The following is a 19,970-nucleotide window of genomic DNA, read 5'->3' as shown; positions in this document are numbered from 1 at the left end:
AAGAATGAGCAAGAAGATCTTCGTAACCGACACCATCCTGCGCGACGCTCACCAATCGTTGCTGGCCACCCGCATGCGCACCGACGACATGCTGCCGATCTGCGACAAGCTCGACAAAGTGGGCTACTGGTCGCTGGAAGTCTGGGGCGGCGCGACCTTCGACGCCTGTGTGCGCTTCCTTAAGGAAGACCCGTGGGAGCGCCTGCGCCAACTGCGCGCCGCATTGCCCAACACGCGCCTGCAAATGCTGCTGCGTGGCCAGAACCTGCTGGGCTACCGCCATTACAGCGACGATGTGGTCAAAGCCTTCGTTGCCAAGGCCGCCGTCAACGGTATCGACGTGTTCCGTATCTTCGATGCGATGAATGACGTGCGTAACCTGCGCGTGGCCATCGAAGCGGTCAAAGCCGCGGGCAAACATGCCCAGGGCACCATCGCTTACACCACCAGCCCGGTGCACACCGTCGAGGCCTTCGTGGCGCAGGCCAAGCAACTGGAATCCATGGGTTGCGACTCCATCGCGATCAAGGACATGGCCGGCCTGCTGACCCCGTACGCCACCGGTGAGCTGGTCAAGGCGCTGAAGGCCGAGCAGAGCCTGCCGATCTTTATCCACTCCCACGACACCGCGGGCCTGGCTGCGATGTGCCAACTCAAGGCCATCGAAAACGGCGCCGACCACATCGACACCGCGATCTCCAGCTTTGCCTGGGGCACCAGCCACCCGGGGACCGAGTCGATGGTCGCTGCCCTTAAAGGCAGCGAGTTCGACACCGGCCTGGACCTGGAACTGCTGCAGGAGATCGGCCTGTACTTCTACGCCGTGCGCAAGAAGTACCACCAGTTCGAAAGCGAGTTCACTGCGGTCGACACCCGTGTGCAAGTCAACCAGGTGCCGGGCGGGATGATCTCCAACCTGGCCAACCAGCTTAAAGAGCAGGGCGCCCTCAACCGCATGAGCGAAGTGCTCGCCGAAATCCCACGGGTGCGTGAAGACCTCGGCTTCCCGCCGCTGGTGACGCCAACGTCGCAGATCGTCGGCACCCAGGCCTTCTTCAACGTGCTGGCCGGTGAGCGCTACAAGACCATCACCAACGAAGTGAAGCTTTACCTGCAAGGCGGTTACGGCAAGGCGCCGGGCACGGTGAACGAGAAGCTGCGTCGTCAGGCCATCGGCAGCATCGATGCGATCGACGTACGCCCAGCCGATCTGCTCAAACCGGAAATGACCAAGCTGCGCGGTGAAATCGGTGCGTTGGCCAAGTCCGAAGAAGACGTGCTGACCTACGCCATGTTCCCGGATATCGGCCGCAAGTTCCTCGAAGAACGCGACGCCGGCACCCTGACGCCTGAAGTGCTCCTGCCCATCCCTGAAGCGGGCGGCGTTGCCCGTGCCGCTGGTGAAGGCGTGCCGACCGAGTTCGTGATCGACGTGCACGGCGAGAGCTACCGCGTGGATATCACCGGCGTCGGCGTGAAGGCTGAAGGCAAGCGTCACTTCTACCTGTCCATCGACGGCATGCCCGAAGAAGTGGTGTTCGAACCGCTCAACGAATTTGTCGGCGGCGGCAGCAGCAAGCGCAAGCAGGCCAGCGAGCCGGGTCACGTCAGCACCGCGATGCCGGGCAATATCGTCGATGTATTGGTCAAGGAAGGCGACATGGTCAAAGCCGGCCAGGCCGTGCTGATTACCGAAGCCATGAAGATGGAAACCGAAGTGCCGGCAGCGATTGCCGGCAAGGTGACCGTTGTGCACGTGGCCAAGGGCGACCGGGTGAACCCTGGCGAAATCCTGATTGAAATCGAAGGCTGATACTCAGCCTTCGACACTACCGCTTAAACCTCGGGGGGGCATGTGCCCCCTTTTTTTGTCTGCGAATCAGACCGCTTCAGGTCAGAACGCCATCGCCCACTGCCCCACCAAACCCTGATTGCGACTTTGGCTGCCGAACTCGGCGGTGTAGGTCAGGCCCACGCTGTGTTCGGCCGACAACGCCAGGTCCAGGCCGGTGCGCAGTGCCAGGCTATTACGGTCCAGGGAGGTACCTTCGATGGTGAAGTCGCTGTTGAAGTCTGCGCGCCTTTCCCACGCAGAGGACTGGCGCACGCGGCTGGTGACATCGCCGTACAGGTGTTTCCAGTCGGCGCTCAGGTGCGGTTTGAGGCTCATCCGATTGTCCAGGGCAAAGGCGTGGGCCACGCGAAGACCGAACGTGCTGCTGAGGTTCTGCTGACGTTGTGCACCGACGTTCAAAGCGCTGTAGCCGCCTTTCTCCTGGAAACGGTCGCGCTGGTAACGCTGCACGCCAACACCGGCATAGGGCTCCAGGTGCAAGCCGGCGGTGCCCAATTGATAACCCAGTTCGGCGAAAGCGTTTTGGCTCTGGGCGGTGTACTTGCCTGTGAGGTTTTCGCGGTGGTCGATGAAATCGAAATCGACCGTGCGCCTGTTTTTCCCGGCATGGCTGCTGTAGAGCGCGCCCAGGCGTAACGCCAGTGGTCCGTCCAGACGCGCGGCGTAAGCGCCCAGATGCCAGCTGTCCAGTTCACCCTTGAAACCTTTAGCGTTCAGCGCGCTGCTGGATTTGCCGCCGACCACACCGGCCCGCCAGGCGTGGTCGAGCGACCAATCGGCACCCAGCAACAGGCCTTGGCTGCGTTGGTTCAAGCCGGCACTGCCGTGTTGCGCCTCGAGTCTGCCGCTGTTGCCCAGGCCCTGGAACCACACGCGGCCCGTGTCAGCGGTGTCCTTGTCCAACTGACGTATGGCCGACAACAGGCTGGCGTTCAATGGCTTCATGCTGTTTTGGGTGGCGCTGCCCAGGTTGGCGTTCTGGCTGCCGGCCAATTGCTCCAGCACCGCGCCTATCCGGCCTGGCTCCAGGGTGCTCAGGTACAGGCCATAACGGTCAAGTCTGTCTTTGTCCCATTCGCTCAGATCGTCCGAGGCCATGAGTGCGTCCACCGCCGAGTCCAGCATGCGGGCAATGCTCCGGCCGTTGCGACTGGTGGCATGGTCGCTGAAGTAGAAGTCTTCAGGGGTTGGAATGGCCGGTTCGAACTCACTTTTGCCACTGTTCACCGGCACCCGCTCAAGCCATTCGCTGTCGGGATCACTGTCGGCCCGTGCCTGTGCGTATTGCGCGCCGATAAGCCCCAACGCCAGGGTGATGGCCAGTGCGAGTTGTTTGTGTATGAGCGGCATGTAAACCCACCTCTTGATGTATGAGGTGGGGAATTTAGCGGCGTATCGGGGGGATAAATGTCAGGCCCCGGGCCGCTCGTTTGCGGGAGATGTCGCTTGTCGGCAGCGATTAAAAACGCCGGTGGATAGGGCAAACGGCAGTTGTCAGTGTGCTGCCCGTTACCCGCGCCTGACATACCCCTTGCCATAGTGACGTTCCATCCGCGCCTGGATCAGCTCCAGCCCCAGGGACATCACCCAGTAAATGATTGCGGCTGTGGTGAGCATCTCGATATAGCGGTAGCTCGAGCGACCGTAGGACTGCGCCAGGAACATCACTTCCCACACGCCCATCACCGAGATCAGCGACGAGTCCTTGAGCATGGAGATGAACTGGTTGGTAGCGGGCGGAACAATGGTGCGCATGGCCTGGGGCAGGGTGACGTGCCAGAAGATCGCACTGTCGCGCATGCCAAGGGCCAGGGCGGCCTCGCGTTGGCCGTGGGGCACGCCAAGGATACCGGCGCGGAAGATTTCGCTCAGGTACGCGCCATAGTTCAGCGACAGCGCGATGATGCCGGCTACGATCGCCCCCGGCACCAGGCCCAGTTGCGGCAGGCCCAGGTAGATCAGCAGGATCTGTATCAGCAGCGGCGTGCCGCGAAAGAACGAGGCGTAGAAGCTGGCAACCCCAAACGCCACGGCACTTTTCGACAGGCGCCCCAACGCGGTGATAAAGCCCAGCACCGACGAGGCCAGCATCGAGCACAGGCACAAGAACACCGTCAATGCCGCACCTTGCAGGAAGCCATTGGGCGCCAGGTGCAGGCCGACGAGGTTGGGCAGCTTGTCGAGGATAATCGAGAGCTTCAGGTCAAAGCTCAGGAAGAAGCTGGCAAACAGGGCGAACAGGGCCGCCCAGGTCAGGTACAGCCGCGCACGAAAGCCCAGCAGGCGTTGCAGCAAAGGGGGTCTGGACGGTGTCATCGGCTGATATCGGCGCCGATCCATTTTTGCGACAGTTTGCTCAAGGTGCCGTCCTGTTTGAGTTGAGCAAATACCTCACACACTTTGCTGTCCCACGCCGCGTCGCCTTTTTCGATGGCCACCGAGTTGGGTTCCGAGTACAGCGGCTCGCCGGCGAGCTTGAAGCGTTTGTCTTCTTTCAGGCGCGGTTGCGCGGTCACCAGGTTGGTGAGGATCGCGTCCAGGCGTACGCCGGCACCCAGGCCGAGGTCTTGGAACGCTACGTTATCGGTGTCGTAGGGGGCGATCTGCACGTCCTCGAACGGGTACTGCAGCTGCGTGTCTTCGGCGCCTTCGATCACCAGGTTCTTGTTCAGGTAACTTTCATAGCTGGAGGCGCTGGTGAGCCCGACTTTCTTGCCGCTCAGGTCCTTTGCGCTGTGGATACGGTCGTCCTTGGCGTTGACCACGATCACGGCAGGTGAGGCGTAATACTCCACGGGGAAGTCGAACACTTCGGCGCGGGCCTTGCTCGGGGTCATCGAGCAGATGCAGATGTCATAGCGTCCGCTCCAGCGGCCGGCGGCGATCACGTCCCAGGACGGCGTTTCCAGGCGCAACTTGACCCCCAGCTTTTGCGCCACGGCTTTGGCCACGTCGACGTCGAAGCCGTCGAGCTGGTTCTGGTCGTTGAGGAACGAGAACGGCGGGTAGCTTTCCATTAGCACGCCCACCAATTCTTTTTTCTGTTCGATGCGCTCCAGTGTCGTGCCGCCGAAGGCCTGGGTGGAGGCAGCCAGTGTCATCAGGCCCAAGGCCAGCAGGGGTTTAAATTTCACGAAGGACACCTTTAGAAAAAAGAGTTGTTATGTGCGGAATTGAACGTATTAAATAGTTATAAGAACGACTCTCATAGTGAGTTATTTTCATAAGCTTATGAGTAAAAAGCATATGGGTGCAGAAACAGTAATTCTTGATGGCGGCATGGGCCGTGAACTGCAACGCCGTGGCGCGCCGTTTCGCCAGCCGGAATGGTCGGCCTTGGCCTTGAGCGAGGCGCCGCAGGCGGTGGAGGCGGTGCACGCGGCCTATATCGACAGCGGTGCCGATGTGATCACCAGCAACAGTTACGCAGTGGTGCCGTTTCATATCGGTGAGGCGCGGTTTGCGGCCGAAGGCCAGGCCCTGGCGGCGTTAGCGGGGGAGTTGGCGCGCCGTGCGGTGACAGCCTCAGGCAAACACGTACGGGTGGCCGGCTCATTGCCGCCGTTGTTTGGCTCTTATCGTCCGGATCTGTTTGAAGCGCAACGCGTATCTGAGCTGCTCACCCCGCTGGTGCAAGGCCTCGCGCCCTATGTTGACCTGTGGCTCGCCGAAACCCAGAGTTCGATCGTTGAAGCGCAAGCGATCAAGGCCGGCCTGCCTCAGGATGGCAAGCCGTTCTGGCTGTCGTTTACCTTGAAAGACGAAGACACCGACGACGTCCCGCGCCTGCGCTCCGGCGAGCCGGTGGCGGACGCGGCCGAGGCCGCAGCACAGTTGGGCGTGCAGGTGTTGCTGTTCAACTGCAGCCAGCCGGAAGTGATTGGCGCTGCCATTGATGCCGCGCGCCAAACCTTCGAGCGACTGGGTGTTGCAATCCAGATCGGCGCCTACGCCAACGCGTTCCCGCCGCAACCGAAGGAGGCCACGGCCAACGATGGCCTGGACCCGCTGCGCGAAGACCTCGACCCGCCCGGCTACCTGCACTGGGCGGCCGATTGGCACAAGCGCGGCGCCAGCCATTTGGGCGGCTGCTGCGGGATCGGGCCGGAGCATATCGCGGTGCTGGCCCAGACGCTGAGCTGACCCTCAAAGCGCCTGGCGGCACTCCGCCAGGCTCTTGAGCTGCCCCGAAGCCGTCTGATTCGCCTCCGATAACCACTGCTCGAAAGCCGCGCCTACCTGCGGCCATTCCCCGTCCAAAATCGAATACCAGGCCGTGTCGCGGTTCTGCCCCTTGACCACCATGTGCTGGCGGAACACCCCCTCAAAACTGAACCCCAACCGCTCGGCCGCGTATTTGGAACGGGCGTTGCCGTTGTTGCACTTCCATTCCAGGCGGCGGTAGCCCTGATCGAACGCGTACTTGGCCAGCAGGTACACCGCTTCAGTGCTTTTTGGCGAACGCTGCATCGGCGCGCCGAAGGTAACGTGGCCGATTTCGATACGGCCTTGTGCCGGCACGATCGACATCAGGCTGAGAATGCCCTGCACCTGGCCGCTGGCGCGGTCGACCACGCTGAAGAAATACGGGTCGCTGTTGGCCGCGTGGTTGTTTAACCAGGCATCGAACGCCGCGCGTTCGGCAAACGGCCCGTAGGGTAAATAATCCCAGAGCTTGGGGTCGGCACCGGGGCCTTCGAGGGCCTGCCACAGTTGATCGGCGTGGCGGGCCGGATCGAGTTTTTCCAGGCGAATGAAACGCCCTTCGAGCACCTGGGCACTGGGTGCCGGGGCACCTTTCCAGTCGGCGGGGGAGGTGGACATGCTGCGCTCCTTAAAGACCTTTGCGAAATTGGATGAAGCCTGGGCGTTCGGCAATGCGTTCGTACAACTGGATCGCGGTGGCATTGGTTTCGTGGGTCAGCCAATGGACCTTGCAGCAACCGTCCGCCTTGGCGGTGGCGTAAACGAATTCGATCAGTTTGCGGCCCACGCCGGTGCCACGTTGGGCGGGATCCACCAACAGGTCCTGCAGGTAACAGGAGTTCTCGATGCTCCAATTGGAGCGATGGTAGATGAAGTTGACCATACCCACGGCCTTGCCGTCTTGCCAGGCCAGGGCCGAGTGAGTTGGCTCGTTGGCGTCGATCAGGCGTTGCCAGGTGCTTCGGCTCACCGCCTCCGACAGTTCGGTGTTGTAGAACGTCAAATACGCCTGCCACAGGGGCAGCCAGGCGGCGTGGTCGGCGGCGGTGACCGGGCGGATGTCGAGCTGGCTCATGCTGAATCTCCTCTGGGAATAAAGCGCGCCAGGGTCTGGTCGCGCACGTCGGTGCTGGCGGCCAGGCCCTCGCGCACACCGGCCATATCCGCCGCGCTGCGGTTCTGGCTGAGTTTGCGTTTGCCAATCACACGATCAATGGGCAAGGCAAAGCCGACAATGGCCTTGAGCATGCCGTCGATGTAGTCCGCCGGTGCGTCGCTGACGGCCCAGGGCTGGGCGCGACCGGCTTCGTGGCGGTCGGTCAGGGCGCTGACCAGCCTGAGCAATCGCTCGGCATCGGTGAACACCTCGGCTTTGCCGTAGGCGTGGACGGCGATGTAGTTCCAGGTTGGCACGACTTTGCCGTGCTCCGCCTTGGCCGGATAAAACGCCGGGCTGATATAGGCCTCGGCCCCTGCGAAAATCACCAGCGCATCGCTGCCGTTTTGCAGGTCGCGCCACTGCGGGTTGGCCTTGGCCAGGTGTCCGTAGAGCGTGCCATAGGGGCCTTCGTCGGGGTTGAGCAGCAGCGGCAAATGGCTGGCCTGCAAGCCTTGCTCACCGAAGGTCACCACCTGCGCCAAGCGCGTGTGCTGGATCAGTTGCTGGATTTCAGGCAGATCGTCGAGGGCAAAAGCGCGAGGTGTGTACATAAAGATTTTCCTTGGCGAATGCCTGCATCGTAGGCACGCTAATGGTTCGTTGTAAGAGCCATCTAACGCTCATTTTATAGGTCCAATTTCATGGCCCCCGCCCAACCTCCGTTGTCATTCAACCCCGCCGGCATTGAGCTGGATCGCCGTCTGGGGCTCGCGCGCCAGCTGTACCAGGCGTTGCGCCAAAGGGTGTTGGACGGGCGTCTGGTCAGTGGCACGCGGTTGCCGGCCAGTCGCGATCTGGCGGCGGCGTTGGCGATTTCCCGTAACAGCGTGGTGCGGGCCTACGATCAACTCTATGCCGAGGGCTTTATCGAGGGGCGGGTCGGTGATGGTACTTACGTGGCTAATTTGCCCACGGCCGGCACCGCAGCAAAAAAACTATCCACAAAAGTATCCACAGGGTTTTCAACAGGCTTATCCCCAGGTTTATCCACAAAACGCTCATTTTCAGCTGAAGATTGCGCGGCGGAAGTTATCCACAGTGCGGCCGTCGGCCGTCTGGAAAGCAATCATTTGCCCGTGCCGCCCAGTGGTCCGCCACGGGCTTTCAGGGTGGGCGTACCGGCCTTCGATCTGTTCCCGTTCGAGGTGTGGGCCAAGCTGAATGCGGCTTTCTGGCGTAAGCCGGACTTGCAACAGCTGTGTTACGGCGACCCGGCAGGGGATGAGCGTTTACGTGGCTTGATCGCCGCCTATTTGCGCAGTTCCAGGGGTATGCAGTGCACCGCTGAGCAAATAGTGATCACCAGCGGCGCTCAGCAAGCGATTAGCCTTTGTGCACAGCTGCTGGTGGCACCGGGAGACACAGTGGCTGTGGAAAACCCTGGCTATCGAGCGGCCGGGCATGCGTTCGCGATTGCTGGCGCGCAACTGCAGGGGGTTGCGGTGGACCACGACGGCATCGACTGCGCGGCCCTCAATGGGCTCAATGATTGCCGCCTGGCCTATGTGACACCGTCGCACCAGTACCCCACCGGTGTGGTCATGAGCCTGGCGCGGCGCCTGGAGTTGCTGGCGTGGGCTGAACGCACGGGCGGCTGGATCATTGAAGACGACTACGACGGCGAGTATCGCTACAGCGGCGCGCCTCTGGCGCCGTTGGCCGCCCTGGACCGCAGTGGGCGGGTGTTGTACGTCGGCACCTTCGGCAAGGTCGCCTTTCCGGCGCTGCGCCTGGGCTATCTGGTGTTGCCTGCGGGCTGCGTCGAAGCTTTCACCCGGCGCCGCGCCGTGGATGTCAGGCACTCAGAGGTCAGTACTCAGGTGGTGATGGCGGAATTTATGGCGGCGGGGCATTTCCAGCGCCACATCCGACGTATGCGCCGCGCTGCGTTGAACCGGCGTAACACGTTGCTTGCCGGTTGGCCCGTGGACGTTCCCGGTGTGGGTTGCTTGCCGAATGTTGCGGCGGGGCTGCACCTCACGGTGAGGGTGGACAGTATGGCCCGCGAGCAACAGCTGCTGGCCCAGGCCCGCGCGGTCGACGTCGAGATCAATGGCTTGAGCAGCTATTGGTTGCCGGGCTCGGCCACTGTGCCGGATCAGCGCGCCGGTCTGGTGCTGGGGTTCGCGGCCGTGCCGGAGGCGACTATCGGTGAGGCCTTGGCGCGCCTGCGCCTGGCCTGGCAGGTCTGAGCCCGCCGCGCCGGATCACGACGTGGTCGGCTCCAGTTTCAGACATTCGGCCTGCAGCAGTGGGTCAGTGAGCTTGCGCAGGTGGTTGTCCCAGGGCGTACGCGTGGACAGCGCTTGCCTGGTCTCGTCGGAGAACTGCTGCAAGTGTTGCTCGGCGATTTTCAGGTGTGCAGCGCTAAACCGCGAGGCCGGCGTGGTGAGCGTCGGATAGTGAAAATGCGCGAGCCATAAGGGTTGATCATGGTTGGCCGTGTCGAGAATCTGGTACTCCTGGAAATAGTCCTGGTATTGGCGGGTCTTGATCCGACCGACAGCGTTGCGCACCAGCCGAACCTGGCCGTGCTCGAGCAACCATTGAAAATCCGCCTGACGCGGCTTGCGCGCCTTGAGCAGCTTGGCGCGCAGGGCGATGCCCGCGCGGCGCATACGGGTGGCGCCGTCACGCAATTCAGTCGGCAATAACGCGATCGGCAGCCGCTTGTTTTGCCGTTGAGCGTCGGCGTCCAGTCGGTCGATGATGTCGGCGGCTTGCTCCAGTCGCGTGGCTTGCTGCTCCAGAATGTCCTGCATGTCCGCCGGAACCCGCTTGGGCCTCAGCGCGTCCTGCTGAGTTCGCTGGATAAACCCATTAATGTCCATGCTCAGCTCGAGCGCCACGCCCACTGCCTCGGTGTAGTCATTGCCGGGTATCACTGGGCGCGCGGTTCGCGGCTGGATCACGCCCAAGGGTTCCTGCACGGGGACGTCGCTGGGCTTGACCGGCAAGTCGCGCGGTCGGGTTTTGCTGATGCTGATCCTGGGGCGTGACCGCGACGGCCCCGCCACCCCTGGTTTTTCGGCTTTGCTGATCGGTTGCTCGGTTTCAGCCAGCAACTGCGTGAGTGTCGTCTGCGCCAAACCCTGGAACTCGCCCACCAGGGTTTTGAGGTGCAGCAGTTGGTCGGGGACGACCAGTTCGGGAAAATCTCCAGGCAGCTCATCGATACGCTGACTGACGCTGACGTACTCATCGACGATAGTGAGCAAGCGCTCGCCACGTTCTTCGGGGGCCGTCCGTACCGGGGTTTCACGCACCATCAACGCCAATTCCTTGCTGACCTGCGCCGCGCGTTCCACCACAAAACCCACGGCGTCCCGTGCCTTTTCCATGTCGGCTGCGGCTTGTTCCTGCACACAGAACTCGAACATCGTCGATATCTCGTTGGTCTTGAAATCCCACTGAGTGAAGCGCGGTCCCAGGGCGCTCAACCGCTCGGCCGCAATGATGCCTGCCGCACCCACTGCCGGGAGAAGCTCAAGTGACTGGCTCAAGCCTGAGAGCCGGGGCGTTATGGTATTGCCCAGTTCGGTCATGCGCGTGATGTCGGCCAGCAGCGCCGGCCGCTCCACCGATTCGTCATTCAGGCTGAGCCTGACCTGATTCATGGCCGCTACATAGCGATTGCGCTGGACTGCCAGCCACAGGTTGAGGTGCTTGTGGTGTTCGGCGCTCAGGCGGAACAGTTCCTGGGCATAGCCCAACGTCCCGCCGGCTTCGCGCCATGCCTGCAATTGACTCAGCGATTGCTGGTAAAGCGTCGCCAGTACATCGAGCTGGTCCATGTAGCGCTGTTCGGATGAGGGGTCTTGTCCGGAGGTGAATTGCTCGCGTGCGCTGTTTAACACCTGCTGCGCGGCGGCTTCCTGTTCGCGCAGGGTCTTGAGTTGGTCTTCCAGCACCTGTCGACGTTGCGTCTTGGCCAAGCGTGACGCCCGCAGTTGGCTTTTCAGGCTACGGCCACTGCCCAGCAAACGCAGTTCGGTATTGATATGCCACGCCTGGTTGTCGTGGTGAACTAGCCGCGGGCCGCTGCGTGCCGGGTGTTGAGGGTTGCGGATCAGGATATGTTCATCGGCGTCCTCTAGCACCTCGAACCAGCGCTGCCCGACCTGGGCGAAGGCTTTATCGTGCAACTGATACAGCGGCGGAATGTTCGACGAGGCGACGGCGCTGAGTTGCGGATCGTCCAGCGTCGGTGGCGTGACTTTCAGGGTGTCGAGGAAACGTTCGAGTTGCTCGGGCGTACGCCGCGGCACCGAGCCGTCGATGGCGATGGTCGCGTACTCACTGTGGGGCAGCGAGCCTGCTGCGCTAACGGTGGGCAACACCGTCAGCGCAGGCTTGGCGGGTGGCGGGGCGGGTTCGAGGGCGATGAGCGTCTCGGTGGAGGTCCCGGTCTGGCGGCGCTGGTTGGCGTGATGAATCAGGAGCATCGACAGGGCCATCAGCACATCCCCCACCCGCGTCCATTCCACCAGCGTATTGCCGTGCTGGTGGGCGTCGAGGCCCTGCTGGATTTCATTGATGGTTTGCCAGACCCAGACCGCCGCGCCGGCATAGCCATTCAAAAAACCGGACGCGGCATTAAAAACCGCCCATCCGCTGTCTTCGAGCAGCGCCCAGCGTCGCTCGGCATTCGACAGCGATTGGCGGTCCGCCAGTTCGATCATGGCTTGGGTATTGGCGTCATAGAAGGCGGCGAATACATCGCCGGTCAGTTCCGTGGTCAACAGATACACCGGCCCCGACCACTCCAACAGGTTCAACGGCTCCGACAGGTTTTGCACGGCCAGCCACGGAGACGGCAAGCCGACCGGGAAGACGTATTGAGAGTAGTTGAAGCTCAAGGCTCTGTTCGGTAGCCAGGCGAGGACAGAGTCGCGCAGCTCGCCAGGCTGATGCAGGGCATACAGCAGGTTCTGGAACGATTGGAACTGCAACAGCGGCCGTTCCATCAGGGGGCGGTAGAGCAGGCATGGGCCGTCATCCGGGCTCCTTGGGCCAATCACGAACATATTGAGCACGCTGTCGTTGGCGCTGCTCATGCGGTGTTGGGGGTACAGCGTCAACGGTCTGACCACAATGGGGCGTCGACTGTCCTGGCTGGGATGCAGCAGCTTATTGATATAGCCGTAGCCCTGTTCATCGACATCGCCCAGTTGCCGGACTTTGCATTCCAGCGCCAGCAATGGGAGCAGCGAGCGCAACTGGCGCTGGTACATCTGCTTTTGCAGCGGGGCCTGAACCGGGTCATCGAGCAGTTTGCTTTTGATCAGCCTGGGGTAAGCCTCACCGATGTTCACCTGCTCGGCGATGCCCGTCAGGTACTGCGGCGTCAGCCAGTCGGGAACGCTTTGGCCGTGCGTGAAGTGGATGCTGGCCAGGTATGCAGGCGAGTTGCTCAAGGCGTATTCACCCAGGGTCTGGGTGTGGCGATCAAGGGGGTTGGGCAGCACAAATACGCCCACGGTAAAGCTCTCGGTGCGGGTAATGCGCAGGGTATCGAGTGCCAGGGTGTCGGCGCCGTGCGTGGCTTTGTCGGCAATGATCGCCTCGCACATTTTCTGTTGCGCAAAGGCATTGATCGATGGGATTTCGAACAGATCGCCGTGTGCCGTGTTGCGCAGCACGCTCAGGTCGATCAAGTGACTGCTGTAGGCGTTCAAGTCCTGCACAGAAGCCTCGCGCAACCAGTCCGGAATCGCGGCGCGCAGCTTGTTGGTGCGTGCTTGCTCGACGGTATGGGCGGCACTTGTCCGCGACGGATCGACGCTGAGGGCGGCCTGCGTCGCTTCGGCGAGATCGAGGGTCTCGATGGTCCGCAATTGCAGGTCGACCAGCGCCCATGCCATGTGATCGAAAAAGTTACCCTCGGGCTCAACCAGGCGCCAGGCCAGCGGTTGCGACATCTGCGTGGGCGAAAGCCGCTGCAGGATTTGCTCACTCAAGGCCTGCATGGAATCGAAGGCTTCATAACCGTACTCAACGGTGTACATCAGCAGCACGTCGCGCTCGCGATAACGCCCCGTCAGCACCGCCGCACCGATCAGCAACAGGTGTGTGGGTTGCACCTGACCGGATTGATCGATATCGATCAGGCACACCTTTATGCCGGCCATCTCGGGGTGGTGGATATCACGCTGCTGTTTGTCTGGCCAGGCCCCGACGGCTTGGGCAATCGCGCAGGCATCCGCGTTCCAGTCGCCGAACGGCTCGACATGCATGGCCCGTCTCAGGCCGTCGGACAGCTCATGCCAATGCGGGGTGCCGAGGCTGCTTGCGTTCCAGAACGCCAACTGCTGCTCTTTGAATTCAACGCTGAACACACCGGCCAGATCGTTGAGCAAGTCAGCCACCCGCTCAATGCTGACATCCAGGTGCACCGGCGTTTGCGACAAGGGCGCACGGGCCAGAAAGTGCTCGCCTTCGACGTAGTTGGCCTGGGTTTTTTCCAGAAATTGGCGCAGCAGTGCCTGGGTCAGGGGCTCGTAGGCCATGTCCTGACAAAACAACTCATCCTCGACAAAGGTCCAGATCGGGGTCACCGCCAACGTGGTATCGGGATTGAGGTCCAGATTCGGGTACAGCGCCTTGAGCTCCCGGGTCAACAACCCCCAGGCAACCTCCTGAATACTCGGCCCGCGGCTGCCCAGGGCTTTGAGCAGGGTTTGCTGGCGCAGGGCGGCGGATGATGTGGCGATGGTCGAGGGAGAGGGGCGTACGCTCATGGTCGTTCCTGGCAATGATAGGCGCCAGCGGGCGGCACCTTTGCGAGGGAAACTAACCAGGCGGTGGATACATCGGGTGGTGATTAGATAGCGCCGTGCAGGGGTTGGCAGGGTATAGGCCCGCACGGCGCCGGGGTTCAGGTTCCGGACTTGATCTTGGTCCAGGCCCGGGTTCGAGCGCGTTCGGCCTTGGCGTCCAGTGGCTTCAAGGTATACAGCGTGGCCATGGCCGCTTCGGTCGGGTACAGGTTGGGGTTGTTGCGAATGGCCGGATCAACCTGCGCGGTGGCGTCTTTGTTCGGGTTGGGGTAACCGACGAAATCGCTGATCGGCGCAATCACCTGGGGTTGCAGCAGGTAATTGATAAAGGCGTAGGCGTCCTGCGGGTTTTTCGCGCCCTTGGGAATGGCGAGCATGTCGAACCAGATCGGCGCGCCTTCTTTTGGCAGGCGCATGTCCACGGTCACGCCGTTCTTGGCGTCCCTGGCGCGGTTGGCGGCCTGGGAGAAGCTGCCGGAGTAACCCACCGCCACGCAAATGTCGCCGTTGGCGATGTCGGCCATGTATTTGGAGGAGTGGAAGTACGTGATGTAGGGCCGGATCTTGAGCAGCAACGCTTCAGCTTTTTCATAGTCCTTGGGGTTGTTGCTGTTGGGGTCCAGGCCCAGGTACTGCAGGGCCAGCGGCAGGATTTCCGAGGGTGAGTCGAGCAAGGCCACCCCGCATTGCTTGAGCTTGCTGAGGTTTTCCGGCTTGAAGATCAGGTCCCAGCTGTCCACTGGCGCATTGTCGCCGAGTGCGGCCTTGACCTTGTCCGGGTTGAACCCGATCAGGATGGTGCCGTACATGTAGGGCACGGCGAACCGGTTACCGGGGTCATTGGCCTCGATCAGCTTCATCAGCTTAGGGTCCAGGTGGTTCCAGTTCGGCAACTGGCTGCGGTCCAGGGGTTGGAACACGCCGGCCTCGATCTGCTTGGCCAGAAACACGTTGGAGGGCACCACCACGTCGTAGCCCGAGTTACCGGTCAACAGCTTGGCTTCGAGGGCCTCGTTGGTATCGAAGATGTCGTAGACCAGTTTGGTCTGCGGGTTCTGGGCCTTGAAGTCCTCCAGGGCCTTGGGCGTGATGTAGTCGAACCAGTTGTAGACCCGCAGGGTTTTTTCTTCGGCATGGGCCGCGCCGCCGAGAACGGCTGCACACAGGACGAGCGACTTGAGCATGTTCATGGGGCGTCTCCCTCAAAACCTTCGAGCACGTTGACGGCATTGATGCCGATTTCTGCCACGGCGTAGCCGCCTTCCATCACAAACAGCGTCGGCTTACCCAGGCGCGCGATGCGGGCACCCATCGCCAGATAGTCCGGGCTGTCGAGTTTGAACTGCGAAATGGGGTCGTCCTTGAACGTGTCCACACCCAGAGAGACGACGATGACGTCGGCGTCATAACCCTCGATTTGCCCGCAGGCCTGCTCCAGCGCCGCGCTCCAGCTTTCCCAGCCTGAGCCTGCGGGCAATGGATAGTTGAAGTTGAACCCCTCCCCGGCGCCTTCGCCCAGCTCATCGGCGTAGCCCAGGAAAAACGGAAACTCCGCTGCGGGATCGCCGTGGATCGAGGCAAAGAGCACGTCGCTGCGCTGATAGAAGATCGACTGGGTGCCATTACCGTGGTGGTAATCCACGTCCAGGATCGCCACCCGTTTATGGCCCTGATCGAGAAACGCCTGCGCAGCGATGGCGGCATTGTTGAGGTAGCAATAACCCCCCATCAAATCGCTGGCTGCGTGATGTCCCGGTGGACGACACAAGGCGAAGGCCGCGCGCTCGCCTTGCGTGATTGCCTGTTGCGCGGTCAGCGCAACCTGGGCCGCGCTGTACGCCGCTTGCCAGGTGCCGGCGGTGATCGGGGCGCCGCCGTCGAAGCTGTAATAGCCCAATTGTCCGTGCAGGCTGCGGGGTATCACTTGGCGCAAGGTGCGGGCGGGCCAGGTGTAGGGCAGCAGGTCACCGTCCTGTCCGAAGGTGGTCCAGCGTTCCCAGGCGCCTTGGAAGAACGCCAGGTAGTCTTTGTCGTGAACGCGTTGCAACGGCGCCATGCCGAAGTCCTCCGGAGCCTGCACCACGCCCAGTTGGCGGTCCTTTACGCGCTGCAGAACGTGGTCGGCACGCGACGGCATTTCAAAGCACGGCATCAGTTGCCCGTCCATCAACTCGCATCGGCCGTGGTGCAGATGATGATCATCGGAATAGATCGTCAGCATTTTGTTGTTCTCAAGGCTAGTCGTCCCCCAGTGTTGCGGTACGGGCGCGGCAAGAGAACGGCAGGAGCGGCCAAAAGGGGATAAATAGGGCCAAAGAATGTGACCGCTATTCGCCCCTTTATAGAGCGTCAGGGCCGGAACTGGCTGGGCGCCACCCCGCTCCAGCGCACAAAGGCGTGGCGGAAACTCGCGGTTTCGCTGAAACCCAATTGCTCGGCGATGCGGTGGATGGGCAGTCGATCCTGTGCCAGCCACTGTTTGGCCTGTTCGAAGCGCAACTCATCGAGCAATTCCTGATAGCTGCAACCCAGGCTCTGCAGGTGGCGGCGCAGGGTACGCGGCGAGCAGTTCATCTGCCCGGCCAGGCCATCGAGCCCCGGCGCCGCATGCAATTGCGCGACGAGCAACTGGCGCACGCGATTGAGCCAGGCCTGGCGCCCGGTGAATTCGGTGTTCAGCTTGCGACAACGCTCGGCCATGGCGCGGTGGGTAATGGCGTCGGCCAAGGGTAGCGGTTGTTGCAGCCAGTGTGCGTCGAAGGCAAAGGCGTTGGATGGCGCGTCGAACTGCAACGGGCAGTCGAACTGCTCGGCATAGCGCCTCTGGTAGTCCGGAGCGGGGTAGGCAAATTGTGCTCCCGACAGCGGCAGAGGGTGGCCCAGCAAGTCTTCGCAGATGACCTTCAGCGATACCAGGCAAAACTCGACGTTGAACTGCGCCAGCGCCGGCGCCTCTCGATAGTCGCCGGCGGTGAACCAGATGCATGGCCCGTCCTCTTCAAGGCTCAGCTCGAACAGTGTTCCCAACAGCGCCGGGTAGCGCAGGGCCAAACGCAGAGCGTCACCGAAAGTGGCACTGGTGAGCAGCGCATAGCCGAGCAACCCGTAGGACGACACATGCATGCGCTGGCCCACGTCCAGGCCGATGTCCCGGCGCAGGGCCACGGCATTGGCACAGACCTGCATCTCCTGGTGAGTGGTGATACACGTGTCGGCGTGGTGCAGATCCCGTGCATCTATGCCGCTGCCGGCCAGCAATGCGTCGGATGCAAGACCCTGGGCCTCAAAGGTCGCCAGCAACAGGGATACGGCATTCAGGGTGGTCAGATGTGAGTGCAGCATGGGAGATTCCAGCCAGGCAATGGCTGGAAGTGGAGCAAGTTATATGCCCAGTGGTGCAGTTGAGCCTTGCATCGGGCGCCCGGTGGCCGGGTCGAGAAGTTTGGCCTTGGCCAGTTGGCTGATCAGTGCTTCGCTGGGCTGTTCGGGAGCGATATTGGCTCGATGGGCCTCCAGCCATTGGAGTTTGCCGTCCCACGCCGGGAGGTTGGCGGGGGGCAGTGGGACGATTTCATTGATCTCGGGAACGGTGGGTTTGGCATAGGAGTAGCCGGAGAGTATGGCGCCGATTTTTTTATAACGGTCAGCGCGTTCGAGGTCTTCTTGCTGGCCGAGGTAATGGAGTTCATTGGAGGGAGGCGGGTTGCGAAAACCTTTACTCAAAAAAGAAGCCGAAGTGCTGTCACCAGCAGCTACGCCCAATTGGAGTGCTTCGAGTGCAGCTTGAAAATCGCGATCTATAGAAAAATCAACACCTAACGCTCCCGCCGCATCACCATTGCCTTGTTCTGCCGCACACTGTCGCATCTGTCGAGCGACATGCGGAGCAATATCGATAGGGGCGAGCCTTTCACTTACATAGCGCTGTGACTGGGCGCTCCCATAGTCTGCGGCTTTGCGAAAGTAACGCAGCGACATTTGCTCATCCTGCTTCAATCCAGCTCCGCCTTGCTGAAGAAAAATGGCGATGAAGTAGTATCCTGTCGCGACTTCTGCCTCGATTAACTGTTGGCTCATCCGCAAATATTCAGCACCGCGGAGCTTGAAGCGGCCACGCATTGAACCGTTCTGCAGATTGATATTGGCTTTGTAATGGCCGTTTTCGCTGGCGATGCGATACAGGCGTTCTATCTGCGCATCGACAGTCTTGTCCTGTTTGAGCAGGTTGTTCTTTTGCAACCACCGTGCGTACTGGAACAGTACGTCGACGTCGGCAGCCGCCGTCGGAATCTTTTCATGTACGCAAGTAAAAGCCAGGTCTGCTTTGATCTCGGTCAGCGGGTTCAAGTGCCTATCCTTTTTTGAAGTTGAAAGAGCGCTTCCAGTGCTGCAAGCAGCCATCAACAGGCAGGGCAGTAATAAAAATCTGCGCATTAGTCGAGGTCCGATAGTTTGGCTTCACCGTAAAAAAATTCGACGAGTGGAGCATAAGGCCTCAGTTTTTTTTGGCGTAACTCTTTGTTCCTGCGGGTGATTTCTTGCCAGCTTTCGAACGCACTGTTTGCCTCATCCTGCACACCCATCCCCGCCGTATGCAGCCCCCAAAGCCTGCGTCTTAACGCCTGCGTCACACTCATCCACTCATGCGCAATATTCAGCTCGCTATCCACCTGCATGCTTCGTGTATTGATATTCGCCGAGCCATGGGTGGTGAACACGTCATTGACGATCATCAACTTGGAGTGGATATACACGGGCACCCAATCGTGGCCTGGCGAGTCGGGTGCTACCAGCGAACACACGTGAACTTTAAGCCCCGGTAGTTCGTCCGGACGAAGTACGGTTTCCTTGATGTGTTTAATCTTGCGATCCAAGTCCGCTTGCCATTCGCTCAGTTCTTTCTGTCCAACATGGTCCCGTGGCTCGGACGTTGGCCTGGGTGGGTAGTCCCGATTGGCATCGGCGATCAGTCGCAACTTTGTTACCTCGGGAATGATCTCCCTGCGCCCCAGGCACTCAAGCATGCGCTGGGTGTTCAGCGTGCCCGCGCCGATGCCGCCGTCGGTAGCGTTGGTAATCACGAACAGGTGCAAGCTGTCGTGCTCGCCGGGTTTGCGCCCGCCGCGGGTCTGGTCAGCCGCCGCCTTCTTGATGGCCTCGGCCAGGGGCGGCCAGCGGAAATATTGGTTTTCGATGTAGATAAACTGGGTCGCGTTGTTCACGGCATTTAAATACACCTGCTCAATATCGCGCTTGCCCTCTTGCGGCTGGGTACGTAGCACTTGCGCCATCTGCCGGGTGACGCCGGGGGCACATAGCAATCGTGGCCCGACTTCCATTGCCTTGCGCGAGACGAGCAAGTCTTCACCGGTCTCCTTGCGCCAGCCCTGTGCGAAGTTGTGATGAAGGTGTTCCAGAATCGGCCCGCTGATGCGGCAGGAAACGTCCTGGCGCGGTTCCCGGCCACGCGCACCCAGGTTGGGCGCAGGTTTAGTGTCTTCAGTACGGTTTTGTGCCGAATGCGCGTCGGTATCCCAGTACTCGTCAAGCATGTTATGACCCATGACAAAACCTACGGCCTTGTCAGGCATTTCATAGTCAACCAACACGCTTTTCTGGTGATGGGTTGCCGTACCTGTCAGCGTCATCAGGGTGCGTTTACTGATTCCGGGGTCGATGCTTTTTGTTGCCTGCGCGATGGCTTCATGGACCGCACGAAAGGCTTCCTCGCCGTTGATCAACGGTTCATAAGTGGCGATTGCAGGAGGGTATTCAGTGTGCTGTACGTACCAAGGCGGTGTGCAGGTCGCCGTCTGGGTGTGCTTGAGACAGATTGGTACAACGATGTCGGGATGTTGCATCGGTTTACCCCTGAGCTATGCAAAGGCTCAGAGCGTAAAGAGTGGCTATCCGTATTGAATGTCGGAAGGTTCGTCATTTAACGACGGGCACTTCCCTAAAAAACAAAGAG

General features: G+C 61.0%; 15 protein-coding genes. 3 read left to right on the top strand and 12 right to left on the bottom strand.

From position 1 onward, the window contains the following. Nucleotides 1-4 precede the first annotated feature (4 nt). Nucleotides 5-1,813 carry a sodium-extruding oxaloacetate decarboxylase subunit alpha gene (gene oadA / locus KZX66_RS18515; protein ID WP_248081937.1) on the top strand — a complete coding sequence of 603 codons (1,809 nt, stop codon included), beginning with the start codon at nt 5-7 and terminating at the stop codon, nt 1,811-1,813. Nucleotides 1,814-1,894: 81 nt separating this feature from the next. On the opposite strand, the gene KZX66_RS18510 is transcribed toward oadA, so the two are convergent. The 3 genes from KZX66_RS18510 to KZX66_RS18500 all read right to left on the bottom strand — a co-directional run bounded on the left by KZX66_RS18510 (nt 1,895) and on the right by KZX66_RS18500 (nt 4,989). After that, nucleotides 1,895-3,205, bottom strand: a complete 1,311-nt coding sequence (locus tag KZX66_RS18510) for an autotransporter outer membrane beta-barrel domain-containing protein (RefSeq protein ID WP_248081936.1) — start codon at nt 3,203-3,205, stop codon at nt 1,895-1,897. Nucleotides 3,206-3,364: 159 nt separating this feature from the next. Beyond that, on the bottom strand, nt 3,365-4,135 hold the full coding sequence (locus tag KZX66_RS18505) for an amino acid ABC transporter permease (protein WP_248082104.1): 771 nt from the start codon (nt 4,133-4,135) through the stop codon (nt 3,365-3,367). Nucleotides 4,136-4,167: 32 nt separating this feature from the next. Then, nucleotides 4,168-4,989: an ABC transporter substrate-binding protein gene (locus KZX66_RS18500; RefSeq protein ID WP_248081935.1), complete on the bottom strand. Its 822-nt coding sequence runs from the start codon at nt 4,987-4,989 to the stop codon at nt 4,168-4,170. Nucleotides 4,990-5,101: 112 nt separating this feature from the next. Between KZX66_RS18500 and KZX66_RS18495 the strand changes: the two genes are divergently transcribed. Further along, nucleotides 5,102-5,998 carry a homocysteine S-methyltransferase family protein gene (locus KZX66_RS18495; RefSeq protein ID WP_248081934.1) on the top strand — a complete coding sequence of 299 codons (897 nt, stop codon included), beginning with the start codon at nt 5,102-5,104 and terminating at the stop codon, nt 5,996-5,998. Between the two features lie 3 nt (nt 5,999-6,001). Here KZX66_RS18495 and KZX66_RS18490 read toward each other — a convergent pair whose 3' ends face one another. The 3 genes from KZX66_RS18490 to KZX66_RS18480 are packed head-to-tail and all read right to left on the bottom strand — an operon-like array spanning nt 6,002 to nt 7,771. After that, the gene (locus tag KZX66_RS18490) at nt 6,002-6,679 is read right to left on the bottom strand and encodes a GNAT family protein (protein WP_248081933.1); all 678 of its coding nucleotides are present in this window, start codon (nt 6,677-6,679) and stop codon (nt 6,002-6,004) included. A 10-nt stretch (nt 6,680-6,689) separates the two neighbouring features. Further along, on the bottom strand, nt 6,690-7,136 hold the full coding sequence (locus KZX66_RS18485; protein ID WP_248081932.1) for a GNAT family N-acetyltransferase: 447 nt from the start codon (nt 7,134-7,136) through the stop codon (nt 6,690-6,692). Next, nucleotides 7,133-7,771 (bottom strand): FMN-binding negative transcriptional regulator, encoded by a 639-nt coding sequence (locus KZX66_RS18480; protein ID WP_248081931.1) that lies wholly within the window; start codon nt 7,769-7,771, stop codon nt 7,133-7,135. The genes KZX66_RS18485 and KZX66_RS18480 overlap by 4 nt, the downstream gene beginning before the upstream one ends. 90 nt (nt 7,772-7,861) lie before the next feature. On the opposite strand from KZX66_RS18480, the gene KZX66_RS18475 reads away from it, so the two are divergent. Further along, nucleotides 7,862-9,412 (top strand): PLP-dependent aminotransferase family protein, encoded by a 1,551-nt coding sequence (locus KZX66_RS18475; RefSeq protein WP_248081930.1) that lies wholly within the window; start codon nt 7,862-7,864, stop codon nt 9,410-9,412. A 15-nt stretch (nt 9,413-9,427) separates the two neighbouring features. On the opposite strand, the gene KZX66_RS18470 is transcribed toward KZX66_RS18475, so the two are convergent. The 6 genes from KZX66_RS18470 to KZX66_RS18445 all read right to left on the bottom strand — a co-directional run bounded on the left by KZX66_RS18470 (nt 9,428) and on the right by KZX66_RS18445 (nt 19,860). After that, the gene (locus KZX66_RS18470; RefSeq protein ID WP_248081929.1) at nt 9,428-13,960 is read right to left on the bottom strand and encodes a hypothetical protein; all 4,533 of its coding nucleotides are present in this window, start codon (nt 13,958-13,960) and stop codon (nt 9,428-9,430) included. A 137-nt stretch (nt 13,961-14,097) separates the two neighbouring features. Next, a complete protein-coding gene (locus KZX66_RS18465; protein ID WP_248081928.1) occupies nt 14,098-15,189 on the bottom strand; it encodes a polyamine ABC transporter substrate-binding protein in 1,092 nt (363 codons plus the stop codon). Further along, on the bottom strand, nt 15,186-16,220 hold the full coding sequence (locus KZX66_RS18460) for a histone deacetylase family protein (protein WP_248081927.1): 1,035 nt from the start codon (nt 16,218-16,220) through the stop codon (nt 15,186-15,188). Before KZX66_RS18460 ends, KZX66_RS18465 begins: the two co-directional genes overlap by 4 nt. 128 nt (nt 16,221-16,348) lie before the next feature. Further along, complete coding sequence (locus KZX66_RS18455) at nt 16,349-17,341, bottom strand: AraC family transcriptional regulator (protein ID WP_248081926.1); 993 nt, start codon at nt 17,339-17,341, stop codon at nt 16,349-16,351. 39 nt (nt 17,342-17,380) lie between these two features. After that, nucleotides 17,381-18,346: a DUF6396 domain-containing protein gene (locus KZX66_RS18450; RefSeq protein ID WP_248081925.1), complete on the bottom strand. Its 966-nt coding sequence runs from the start codon at nt 18,344-18,346 to the stop codon at nt 17,381-17,383. 86 nt (nt 18,347-18,432) lie between these two features. Then, the gene (locus KZX66_RS18445) at nt 18,433-19,860 is read right to left on the bottom strand and encodes a hypothetical protein (protein WP_248081924.1); all 1,428 of its coding nucleotides are present in this window, start codon (nt 19,858-19,860) and stop codon (nt 18,433-18,435) included. Nucleotides 19,861-19,970: the final 110 nt, after the last annotated feature.

The organism is Pseudomonas sp. EYE_354 (assembly GCF_023148575.1).
Taxonomy (GTDB): Bacteria; Pseudomonadota; Gammaproteobacteria; order Pseudomonadales; family Pseudomonadaceae; genus Aquipseudomonas.
This window is presented reverse-complemented; position numbering and strand designations above follow the sequence as displayed.